At 72.3% G+C, this 10,668-nt stretch carries 11 protein-coding genes; 3 read left to right on the forward strand and 8 right to left on the reverse strand.

Going from position 1 to position 10,668, the window contains the following annotated elements; genetic code table 11:
* Nucleotides 1–65: 65 nt before the first annotated feature.
* The 3 genes from QC029_RS29550 to QC029_RS29560 are packed head-to-tail and all read right to left on the reverse strand — an operon-like array spanning nucleotide 66 to nucleotide 2,189.
* The gene (locus QC029_RS29550; protein WP_279558917.1) at nucleotides 66–584 is read right to left on the reverse strand and encodes a nucleoside deaminase; all 519 of its coding nucleotides are present in this window, start codon (nucleotides 582–584) and stop codon (nucleotides 66–68) included.
* Nucleotides 581–1,387, reverse strand: coding sequence for a radical SAM protein (locus tag QC029_RS29555; protein ID WP_279558918.1), 807 nt, complete (start codon nucleotides 1,385–1,387; stop codon nucleotides 581–583). The genes QC029_RS29550 and QC029_RS29555 overlap by 4 nt, the downstream gene beginning before the upstream one ends.
* Entirely contained in the window at nucleotides 1,359–2,189 is an 831-nt protein-coding gene (locus QC029_RS29560; protein WP_279558919.1) for a hypothetical protein, read from the reverse strand. The genes QC029_RS29555 and QC029_RS29560 overlap by 29 nt, the downstream gene beginning before the upstream one ends.
* Nucleotides 2,190–2,686: 497 nt before the next feature.
* Between QC029_RS29560 and QC029_RS29565 the strand changes: the two genes are divergently transcribed.
* Together QC029_RS29565 and QC029_RS29570 are read left to right on the forward strand one after the other, a co-directional pair.
* Complete coding sequence (locus QC029_RS29565) at nucleotides 2,687–2,896, forward strand: hypothetical protein (protein WP_279558920.1); 210 nt, start codon at nucleotides 2,687–2,689, stop codon at nucleotides 2,894–2,896.
* A gap of 132 nt (nucleotides 2,897–3,028) precedes the next feature.
* Nucleotides 3,029–3,226: a hypothetical protein gene (locus tag QC029_RS29570; protein WP_279558927.1), complete on the forward strand. Its 198-nt coding sequence runs from the start codon at nucleotides 3,029–3,031 to the stop codon at nucleotides 3,224–3,226.
* Nucleotides 3,227–3,501: 275 nt separating this feature from the next.
* Here QC029_RS29570 and QC029_RS29575 read toward each other — a convergent pair whose 3' ends face one another.
* Both QC029_RS29575 and QC029_RS29580 read right to left on the reverse strand, forming a co-directional pair.
* Nucleotides 3,502–3,765 (reverse strand): GlsB/YeaQ/YmgE family stress response membrane protein, encoded by a 264-nt coding sequence (locus QC029_RS29575; protein WP_279558921.1) that lies wholly within the window; start codon nucleotides 3,763–3,765, stop codon nucleotides 3,502–3,504.
* A 107-nt stretch (nucleotides 3,766–3,872) separates the two neighbouring features.
* Nucleotides 3,873–5,957, reverse strand: a complete 2,085-nt coding sequence (locus QC029_RS29580; RefSeq protein WP_279558922.1) for a PhoX family phosphatase — start codon at nucleotides 5,955–5,957, stop codon at nucleotides 3,873–3,875.
* 262 nt (nucleotides 5,958–6,219) lie between these two features.
* Here QC029_RS29580 and metG point away from each other — a divergent pair, with 262 nt between their 5' ends.
* Complete coding sequence (gene metG / locus QC029_RS29585; protein ID WP_279558923.1) at nucleotides 6,220–7,836, forward strand: methionine--tRNA ligase; 1,617 nt, start codon at nucleotides 6,220–6,222, stop codon at nucleotides 7,834–7,836.
* Nucleotides 7,837–7,929: 93 nt separating this feature from the next.
* On the opposite strand, the gene QC029_RS29590 is transcribed toward metG, so the two are convergent.
* Genes QC029_RS29590 through QC029_RS29600 form a run of 3 tightly spaced genes read right to left on the reverse strand, consistent with a single transcriptional unit; the run spans nucleotide 7,930 to nucleotide 10,475 of the window.
* Complete coding sequence (locus QC029_RS29590) at nucleotides 7,930–9,114, reverse strand: methyltransferase domain-containing protein (protein ID WP_279558924.1); 1,185 nt, start codon at nucleotides 9,112–9,114, stop codon at nucleotides 7,930–7,932.
* On the reverse strand, nucleotides 9,111–10,103 hold the full coding sequence (gene tgmB, locus QC029_RS29595) for an ATP-grasp ribosomal peptide maturase (protein WP_279558925.1): 993 nt from the start codon (nucleotides 10,101–10,103) through the stop codon (nucleotides 9,111–9,113). The genes QC029_RS29590 and tgmB overlap by 4 nt, the downstream gene beginning before the upstream one ends.
* A gap of 30 nt (nucleotides 10,104–10,133) precedes the next feature.
* Nucleotides 10,134–10,475: a hypothetical protein gene (locus QC029_RS29600; protein ID WP_279558926.1), complete on the reverse strand. Its 342-nt coding sequence runs from the start codon at nucleotides 10,473–10,475 to the stop codon at nucleotides 10,134–10,136.
* Nucleotides 10,476–10,668 lie beyond the last annotated feature (193 nt).

The following is a 10,668-nucleotide window of genomic DNA, read 5'->3' on the forward strand; positions in this document are numbered from 1 at the left end:
GCCCCGGGTGGGGCGGGCCGCTCACGTGCGTCCGGCCGAGCCCGGTCACGTCCGGGGCCGCCGGTTCAGCGGCGTCCCGCCGCACCGCCCACCGGGGCCTGCCGGGCGGTGAGGGCGAAGAGTTCCAGGCATTCCTCCCGGCGGACCCCCTCGTGCACCTCCAGCCGCGGGTGCCCGGCCCACACCACATCACGGGCCCGGATGTCGATCTGCCGCCAGGTGAACGTCTCGTCGGGATGCCCGGACACCCATGCGCGGGCGTCGTCCTGGGTGGCGCCGAAGACGATGCCGCGCATCTTCGCCCAGATCGCGGCGGCGGTGCACATCGGGCACGGCTCCAGCGTCGACAGCAGGAAGGCGCCGGTGAGGTAACGCGAGCCGACCCGTTCGGCCGCCCGGCGGATGGCCTGCACCTCCGGGTGCGCGGTCGGGTCATGGCCCTGGACGAGTCCGCTGCCCGACTCCCCGAGGACCACACCGTCCCGGATCACCGCGGCCCCCAGTCCGTAGTTCCCGGAAAGCGCCGCCTCACGGGCCAGCCGGACGCACCTCCGCATCCCCTCGTCGATCTCCCGGGCCGTCATCCCGCCTCCACTGGGCGCGTTCTCGGGGTGGACATCAGTGATTCCTTTCCGCAGATACGCACATCGGCGTCCTCGGTGGCTCGCTCGATCCACAGCGACCCGTCGTTCTCCACGATCCAGTAGTCCCGGGACCTGATGTCGATGCAGCGCACATCCATACGCCCTCGGTACACCCGCGCCAGTTCCCGTACGCGGCCGAGCACTTCCCCCAGTTCCTCGGAACGGAACGAGAACTCCTTCTTTCCGTTGGCTCGCCCCCGGGACACCACGGGGATGAAACTTATCTTTCGCGCACCCCGCTCACAAGCGAAACCAGCCATTTCGTCCATGACACTCAGGCCACCCGGAGCAACCACTGAATTTATCGATAACCCGATTTCTCTACGCACCACCTCGGCGAGATTCCTCTCGATACTCCCGAAGGATTTACGGCGCAGCACCTCGTCGTTGCGCACGGACGGCCGGTGGATGCTGAACTTGAACTCGCCCGCGTGTTCCGCACAGGCGTCCATGGCTCGGGCGGACACCACGAAACCGTTGGTGGTGACCACGGGTCTGAGCCCGGCGCCGGCGACGGCGGCGATGATCTCGGGCAGGTCCTTCCGCACCGTCGGCTCGCCTCCCGCGAGTTTCGCCGTCCTCGCGCCACCGGACGCGAAAAAGCGGGAGATCTCCCCGATCTCCCGCACGGACAGCTCACTTCGACCGGTGGGCGGCGCCTGGCAGAACGCGCAGGCGACATTGCATCTGCGCGTCACCCGTAAGCAGACCGAGCTAGGCAGCTCCTGCGGTATCTCCTTCATCGGCCATCTCCGATGCGGTAGAGAGCTCCAGCATGTTGAGGATGTGCGACATCTGTTCGGCGAACTGCTGCGTGTAGTCGAGGCTGACGCGAACGCGGTCGGCGACGTCGGGACCGGACGGAACCTCGGTGCCGTAGAAGACGATGACGCCGTGCGGCGCCCGGCCGTGGACGTGGCTGTTGGTGGCCGCGTCGAGCCGGAGCACCGGGCACGCCAGCACCCACCTCTGCCGCGGTTCGATCATGCGGCTCACGTCCGGGTCGTACAGGTCGTTGTGGTCGACCGGAAGCTCCTGGTAGAGCGGAACGCGCTCCCGGTACGCCTGCCCGCTCACGATATGGGGGGTATCGACGTAGATGCGGGTGAACCCGTACTCGCGCGGCATGCTGATGTTCAGCACCGCCAGATCGCGGTCCTGCCGAAGGTAGCGGCGGCCCTCCTCGTCCCGCTCGGCCACGAAGTAACGGGCGTTGCAGGTGACCTCCAGGGTTCGGGAGACGAGTTCGCACATGATGCGCAGAGTGCTTTCCAGGATGCGGCGTTGCCGCTGCCGCAGCAGCTCGTAACGCTGCACGAAGTCGTCTCGTTCCAGCATCTGCTGCCTCCGCACGAAGCCCTCACCGACCGCCAGGGAGGCAATACCGAGGAACAGCGGAAAATTGCCCCACCCCAACCCTATCGAGGCGGTCAAGTACCCGTTTTCCGACAGTCGATCGGTGAAGAGGTTCACCCACAAGCCGATCAGCACGCCCGAGACGACGGACGTTCCCACCCGCACGGCCGTCATCAGGCGCATCGTCACCCGCCTCCCCCGGACACCGACGGCCAGTGCAGCACATCGAGGAGTCGGCCCACGAGGGCGTCTGATGGAATCCCGCCAACATCATCCGGCGTGGAATATTCAATTCCGCGCCGATCTCGTGATCTTCCCGGAGAAGCCGCCGGTCGCGGTGCCGGCGGCGTACGACCGGACCGGAGTCCTCCGCGGACGGTCCCGGTACACATGGCCCGCACGCCCGAGGACCGGCACGGGGGCGGGGCACCGTCCGCCCCTCCCGAGCCGCTGCCGCGCTCGACCGGCAACCTCGCGCGGTTCCGCCGCGAGCACGGTCGGCGCCGGTGAGCGGAAGGAGGGCACCGCGTTCACCGGCGCGCGGGACCTGAACGCCCCGGACTCGCGGCGGAGGCCGGGGTCCTCCTCATGGAGGGGAGGAGCCTGCCGAGCCGAAACGGCTCAAGCGCGACACCGGCCCGCTCGCCGACGACAGCGAGCAGACCGGCACCCGGCTGCCCCACGCGGTGGAGCGGTCATGGGACACGGCCGGGCGGCTGGCGAGCGGGCGGTATCCGCGCCTGGCCGCGGCCATCGCGGAGGACGCGCCCCCCGCCGACTACGAGGCGGTGTTCGAGCGCGCGGTCAACCGCATCCTGGACGCCTTCGAGCACGGCGGCTCCGGCGGCTCCGGCGGCACGGACGCTCCCCGGGGCGCGCGACCGGGCGCGCCGTAGGACGCCGCAGGACGCCTCATAGGAAAGAGCCACAATCCGTTCGTAACTTTTCCGCTCACCGGCAGATATGCACAGCGGGCGGCGATCCGCCGCGGCCGGTACGAGAGGAGAAGCACGGTGAAGCGGAGCTGGATGCGCGGGTGCGGGGCGGCGGCGGGAGCCGTCGTGGCGGTGGCGCTGTCGGGCGGGACGGCGTGGGCCGACGAGACGCACCACGGGTCGCACAACGGGCCGACCGTCGCGCTGATCTCCACCGGGCAGATCGACGACCCCATGGAGGACGTGCTGGAGCACGCGGCGCTCTTCCAGCGGGACCACCACACGGGCTGAGCCCGGATCGGGACACCGGCTCCGGAGCGGGGGAGCCGGTCCCGCCCGGTGGGATCGGACGGAGCCGGGCGGGACCGTCGCGCCGGAGGCGGCAGGGGCCGGGGCACGCAACGCCCCGGCTCCGCCGGCTGTCCGGGCCGGGTGGGGCCCGGCCCGGACAGCCGAGAGCCCGGCGGGAGGCGGCAGTGGGGCCGCTCCTCCCGCCGGGCCGGTGCGCTCCGGACGCGTGCCGGGAGCGCGGGCGAGGTGGGGCCGGACGTACCTCCGGCCGCCCGTCAGGCGCGGACCTTCGCGCGGTCCACGGCGGCGACACCCACCGCGGCCAGGCCGATCTGGATGAACAGCTCGATCCAGTCGACACCGCGGGTGTCGGCGACGCCGATCCCGGCCGCGACGAACGTACCGATCAGGGCGGCGACGATACCGACCACGATCGTCCACAGGACACCGATGCTCTGGCGGCCCGGCAGGACCAGCCGCCCCAGCACACCGACGATGACGCCGATGATGATCGCGGTGATGATGCCGGTTATCTCCATGTCTTCACCCTTTCGGGTCGGTTCCTTGCCTTCCTCCTTCCCTGTTCCGACCCAGGCATACGAGGACATGTCACGTTCTCGGGGAGTCGGCCGCCGGTGCGCCGCGATCAGACGCCGATGCCGCGGCCGTCCCTGCGCCAGACCGCGACGACCGACGGGCGCACGACCTTCCCCGGCCCGTCGGGCCAGGCCGAGGCCGGGCTCTCGTAGCTGGCGCCGTCCACCTCGCCCGGGTGCTGCACCGCGACCAGCACCCGCCGGTCCTGGATGACGGGGCCGCAGGTCTCGGCGCCGGTCGGGACGGTGAGGAACTGCCGCACCTCGCCGCGCCGCTCGCCCGTCGTGGCCACGCCGAACAGGCCGTCGTGCGTGCCCAGCGCGTTGCCGTCCGTCGACAGCCACAGGTTGCCGTAGGAGTCGAAGGCGATGTTGTCGGGGCAGGAGATCGGGCTGACCTGGTCCTTGGGGAAGCCGCCGAAGTAGGTCGACTCGTCCTCCGGGTCGCCGCAGACCAGGAACAGCCGCCAGGCGAAGCCGTCGGCCGCCGGGTCGTCCCAGTGCTCGGCCAGCTCCAGCACCTGGCCGTGCTTGTTGGCGTTGCGCGGGTTGGCCTCGTCCGCGGCGGGACGGCCCGCCGCACCGCGCTGGGAGTTGTTGGTCAGCGCGACGTAGACGCGGCCGGTGCGCGGGCTGGGCTCGACGTCCTCGGGGCGGTCCATCTTGGTGGCGCCCACCTTGTCGGCGGCGAGCCGGGTGTGGACGTAGACCTCCGCGGCCGTCATGCCGGGGACGTGGGAGACGTCGCCGGTGGCCAGCGGGATCCACACGCCGGAGCCGTCGAACTCGCCGTCGGACGGGAGCTTTCCGCTGCCGTCGATCTGGTCGGCCGGGCTGTCGCCGGTCAGCTTGGCGACGTAGAGGGTGCCCTCGTCCAGCAGCGTGAGGTTGTGCTCGCGGGCGGCGCGGCTGTTCCCCTTCTGCATGCGCCTGCTGGAGACGAACTTGTAGAAGTAGTCGAAGCGCTCGTCGTCGCCCATGTAGACCACCGGGCGGCCGTCGGCGGTCAGGCGCGGCTCGGCGGCCTCGTGCTTGAAGCGGCCGAGCGCGGTGCGCTTGCGCGGGACGGAGTCGGGGTCGTACGGGTCCACCTCGACGACCCAGCCGAAGCGGTTGGCCTCGTTGGGCTCCTTGGAGAGGTCGAAGCGGTCGTCGAACCGCTCCCACTTGCGCTCCGTCGCCCCGCCGCTCATGCCGTAGCGCGCCAGCTTCGCCTTCACACCGGGGTCGGAGACCGAGGCGGCGTTGGCGAAGTACTGGTTGAAGTTCTCCTCGCCCGACAGCGCCGTGCCCCAGGGGGTGGTGCCGCCCGCGCAGTTGTTGAGGGTGCCCAGCACCTTCGTGCCGGTGGGGTCGGCGGAGGTCTTCAGCAGGTCGGACCCGGCGGCCGGGCCGGTGAGGCGGAACTCGCTGGTGGTGGTGAAGCGGCGGTTGAGCTGGTGGCGGGGCACCGCCGTGAGCTTCCCGGTGCGGTGGTCCTCCTCCACCACGACGACGGACAGGCCGTGCGCGGCCCAGGCGATCTCCACCTGCTCGCGGGTGGGGTTCTGCGGGTCGTAGCCGGGGAACATCAGCTGCTCGTCGGTGTACTCGTGGTTGGCGAAGAGCACCTGGCGGCCGCGCTCGCCGCGCAGCGGCAGCAGGGTGAGGAAGTCGTTGTTGTAGCCGAACTGGCCGGCCTGCGCCTTCGCGCTCTGCTTCTCCGGGTCGAAGGCGGGGGCGCCGCGCAGGATCGGGTCGCCCCAGCGGATGACGACGTTCTGCGCGTAGCCCTCGGGGACGGTCACCGCGTCGGCGGTGTTGGGCGCGACGGGCGCGAAGCGCAGGCCGCGGGCCGCCCCGCGGATCGTGCCGCGCTGCTTCTCCCAGCCCTTGGCGGGCACGCCGGCGGGGGCGGCGGAGACGTCCGGCGCCTGGCCGAGACCGGCCGCCCCGGCAGCGGCGGCGACGCCCACGACGGCGCCCGCGCGCAGCACCGAGCGCCGGGAGAGGGCGGCGGCGATGACGTCGCCGGCGTACTCGTTGCCGCTGGTGTTGGGCACCTCGTGGAAGCAGGCGTCGCCGCAGCGGTAGCGGCAGGTCAGGGCGGCTCTCCCGCCAGGGTGCGAACCGATCAGCGGCAGCAGCTTGCGCATGGTCCCCTCCGGATGTTCCGTGTCTACGCGTGTCCGGACGCTAGGGGCGCAGGCCCGACGGAGGGCGACCTCACGGTGAACGCGGGGTGAATCCGGCCCATGGAGTCGGTCGGCCTCCCGGCGGCCGGCGGACCGCCCCTTCCGGCCGGATCCTTTCGGTGACGGCACCGGCACGCCGGGTGCCTCCCACCCCCTCCGGCACCCCCCGCGGACCGCGGCGCACGGGCGGGCGGCACGGCCCCGGACCGTTAGGATTTCTCCCATGGCGGCCACTGGAAAAGAGCAGCAGGGGGCGAAGGCGTTCTACGTCACGACCCCCATCTACTACGTCAACGACGCTCCGCACCTGGGCCACGCCTACACGACCGTCGCAGGCGACGTGCTCACGCGCTGGCACCGCCAGCGCGGTGAGAAGGTGTGGTACCTCACCGGCACGGACGAGCACGGTCAGAAGATCATGCGCACCGCGGACGCCAACGGGGTCTCCCCGCAGGAGTGGTGCGACCGGCTCGTGGAGGAGGCCTGGAAGCCCCTCTGGGAGCACCTGGAGATCGCCAACGACGACTTCATCCGCACCACGCAGGAGCGGCACACCGCCCGCGTCCAGGAGTTCGTGCAGGACCTGTACGACAAGGGCGAGATCTACCAGGGCGGGTACGAGGGCCCGTACTGCGTGGGCTGCGAGGAGTACAAGTCCCCCGGCGACCTGCTGGACGGCGAGGGGGAGTACGCCGGCCAGAAGCTGTGCCCCATCCACAAGAGGCCCGTGGAGATGCTGAAGGAGGAGAACTACTTCTTCAAGCTCTCCGAGTACGGGCCGAGGCTGCTGGAGCACTACGAGCGGAACCCGGACTTCATCCAGCCCGAGTCGGCGCGCAACGAGGTCGTGAACTTCGTCCGCCAGGGCCTGGACGACCTGTCGATCTCCCGCTCCACCTTCGACTGGGGCGTGAAGATCCCCTGGGACGACAAGCACGTCATCTACGTGTGGATCGACGCCCTGCTGAACTACGCCACCGCCGTCGGCTACGGCTCCGACCAGAGGAAGTTCGAGGAGACCTTCCCGGCCGACGTCCACCTCGTCGGCAAGGACATCCTCCGCTTCCACGCGGTGATCTGGCCCGCCATGCTGATGGCGCAGGGCCTGCCGCTGCCCGGCAGGATCGCCGCCAACGGCTGGCTGATGGTCGGCGGCGAGAAGATGAGCAAGTCCAACCTGACGGGCATCTCGCCGCAGCAGCTCACCGGGCACTTCGGCGTGGACGCGTACCGCTGGTACTTCCTGCGCGCCATCGCCTTCGGCCAGGACGGCTCGTTCTCCTGGGAGGACTTCTCCGCCCGCTACACCAGCGAGCTGGCCAACGACTACGGCAACCTCGCCTCGCGCGTCGCCGCCATGGTGGGCAAGTACTTCGACGGGCTGCTGCCGGAGTCCAGGGCGGACGGCGAGGCCGAGCAGGCGATCAAGGACGGCATGGCGAAGGCGGTCGCCGAGGCCGACCGGCGGATCGGCGAGGAGCTGGACTTCGCGGGCGGCATCGCGGCGGTCTTCGACTTCATCAAGCAGGTCAACGGCTACCTCACCGAGCAGGCGCCGTGGAAGGTCGCCAAGGACACCTCCCCGGAGGCCCAGGAGCGCCTGGCGACGATCCTCTACACCGCCGCCGAGTCGCTGCGCGCCTGCGCGGTCCTGCTCAACCCGGTGATGCCCCGCACCTCCGGCCTGCTGTGGGACTCCCTCGGCGCGCAGACCTCGCTGGGCGCCCTGGCCGACCAGCGCGTCCAGGACGCCGGCACCTGGGGCCTGCTCCCGGCGGGCTCCGCGGTGACGAAGGGCGCGGTGCTGTTCCCGCGCCTGGAGGAGCCCAAGGGCGCGTGACCGCGCTCCGGTGACCCTGCCCGCGGCCCCGCGCGCCCCGCTCCGCCGGGACGACGCGCGGGGCCGTCCGGCGCCTCCGGCCCGTCCGGCCCGTCACAGCTCCCAGGTGTGGGTGCGGCCGGCGGGGGTGGTGTAGGCCAGGGTCTGGCCCCGGGACGTGGCGCGGACGGTGAACCACTCCCGGCGGGGGCGGTTCAGCGCCCGCCACCGCCGGTGGGCGCGTTCGACCGGTTCCCACAGGTCACGGGGCCCGGCGGCGGTGACCGCCGCGCCGGGACGCCCGCCACCGTGGTCGGTCACCCGCGTGCGGGAGCCGTCCCCGGGGTCGTACAGCACGGTGGTGTGCGTGCCGTCGGCGGCGCGGCGGTGGTCGCGCTCGGTGTCCGGGCCCAGGTGGAGCTGGGCGAAGAAGGAGAACGTCCAGTCGTCCAGCACGCTGCCGGACAGCGCCGTCTCCCGGCGCCGCCCGTCCTGCGGGCCGGCGGGGGCCTGCGCCCGGCGGGGGCCGGACAGCAGCGGCATGAAGGCGGCCGGGGTGTGCAGGACGTGTCCGGCGGCCGTGCCGTCCGGGAGCTTGGTCAGCCGGGCCAGCATCCCTCCGGCCAGCGTCCCCTTGAGCGGGACCACCATGATCCCTCCCGTCGCGCACTGGTCGATCCAGGGGGCGGGGACGCGCCGCACCGAGCAGGTGGCGATGATCCGGTCGAACGGCGCGTGTCCCGGGGCGCCCGCCGCCCCGTCGGCCGTCTCCACCACCGGTGACAGGCCCAGGCCGTCCAGCCGCTCCCGCGCCGCGGCGGTGAGGCGTCCGGAGACGTCCACGGTGACCACGTTCTCCGCCCCGGCCAGCCGGCACAGCAGCGCCGCGTTGTAGCCGGTGCCGGTGCCGATCTCCAGCACCCGCGCGCCCGGCTCGACGTCGAGGGCGTCGAGCATGTCGGCCATCAGGCTCGGCGCGGTCGAGGAGGAGGTGGGCACGCCCGTGACGGCCCGCCCCCCCGCGTCCTCCGCGTGGAGCCCGTCCACCTCGGTGATCAGGGACTCGTCCGCGTACACCCGCGCGACCCACGCCCCGGCGTCCCCGTCCGCGCGGCGGCAGGGGAGGAAGCGCTCGCCGTCCCGGCGGTAGAACACCGGGACGAACCGGTGGCGCGGCACGTTCAGGAAGGCCTCGGCCATCCGGGAGGAGAGCACCACGCCGCCCTCGTCCATCCGCCGCACCATGCCGATCCGCGCCTCGACGAGCTCGCCGTCCCCCTCGCCCCCGTGCGGCTTCACGTCCCTTTCCCTTCCAGCCAGTCGGCGACGGCGGCCGTGATCGGCAGCCCGGTCGCCTGCTCCACGAACCCGAACTGCCCGCTGGGGTTCACCTCCAGGAAGCACCATTCCCCCTCGGGCGTGACGACGAAGTCGAACGCGCCGTAGGGCAGGCCGAGGGTGTCCATCATCCGGCGTACTCCGGTCGCGACGGCCGCCGGCGGCTCGCACAACCGGTATCTGTGGCTGCCGTAGTCGCTGCGCCAGTCCACGTGCCCGGCCGCCGAGTCCGCGTGGATCTCGGCGGCGAACAGCCGTCCGCCGACGGCCGTCAGCCGCACCTCGTACGCCTTGGGCACCCACTCCTGGAACAGGTGCGCGGTGGTGGTGACGTCCGGGTGGGCGAGGTCCCCGGCGCCGACGACGCTGGTGTAGACCGCCACCGGCCTTCCGCCGGCGGTCCCGCGCACGGGGGTGAAGGGCTTGAACACCACCCGGCCGCCGACCGTCTCGCCGAACTCCCGTGCCGCGTCCGGGTCGTTGGTGATCAGCGTGCGCGGCACGGAGAGCCCGGACTCGGCCGCCACCCGCAGTTGCAGGGGCTTGTACTCGGCGTCCGCCGCCCGGCCCGGCGGCGGCAGCCACCGCACCGGCAGCGCCGCGAGCAGCCCGCCGAAACCGCGTCGCGCCTCCCGCTCCGCCACCCTGCGGGCGTCCGGCGACATGCCGTCGGGGAAGCGGGGGCGGGCGGGCCTGCGGTAGTAGACGCTGCGCACGGCCCGCAGGTCCAGGGTCCGGCGCCCGGTGCGGAGCGTGCCGCTCCAGGTCCTCCCGGCCTGCGGCCCCCCGGCCCTTCCCCCGATGCCCGCGGCGAGCGCCAGCCGCAGCGGGAAGTCGGCGACATCGGTGCGGAAGACGGGCACGGCCCGCCGGTTCAGCTCCTCCACCACCAGATCGGCGGTGGGGTCGAAGCGGCCCGCCAGCACCAGGACCGTCCCGGACGCGGTCATCGGTCGACGCCCGTCATCGGTCGCCGGCCGTCAGTCGTCGCTCGGACCCGGGTCGTCCGGCGCGTCCAGTTCGCCGGTGGGCTCGGTGGGCCCGTAGGTCTTCGGCGGATTCCTGGTCATGAACACACCCGGCGGAAGCCCCTGGTAGACGCCGGTCTGCGTCTCCTCGTCGTACGCGATGTCCTCCGGCAGCACACCGCCCGAGCCGGCGGTGGCGGTCAGGAACCGGAAGGCCAGCGGCGCCGGGCCCCGGTGGCCGGTCAGGTCCGGCAGGTCCGGGGCCGTTCCCCGGTCCAGCGGGAACCTGTCCTCCGGTCTGTCCAGGGCCAGGCCCGTTCCGGCGCGCTCACCGGATAACGCTGTCGTGGTCATGACTCCCCCTTCGCCTCGGAGGGGTGGAACTCCCCCTGTGGTTTTCTCCGCACGGCGGTGGCCGTAAGCCGGTTTTCCGGCCATAGCGCGGCCCGTACCGGCCAACGGCCGGGCCGCGCGCCGGTGGTGCGGGCCGTTCCCGCCCGGCGCGGTGGGGACGTACGGCGCCGGGCGAGCGCGTCCGGTACCCGTC

The sequence above is a fragment of the Streptomyces sp. DH37 genome (assembly GCF_029813835.1).
In the GTDB taxonomy this organism is placed as follows: domain Bacteria; phylum Actinomycetota; class Actinomycetes; order Streptomycetales; family Streptomycetaceae; genus Streptomyces.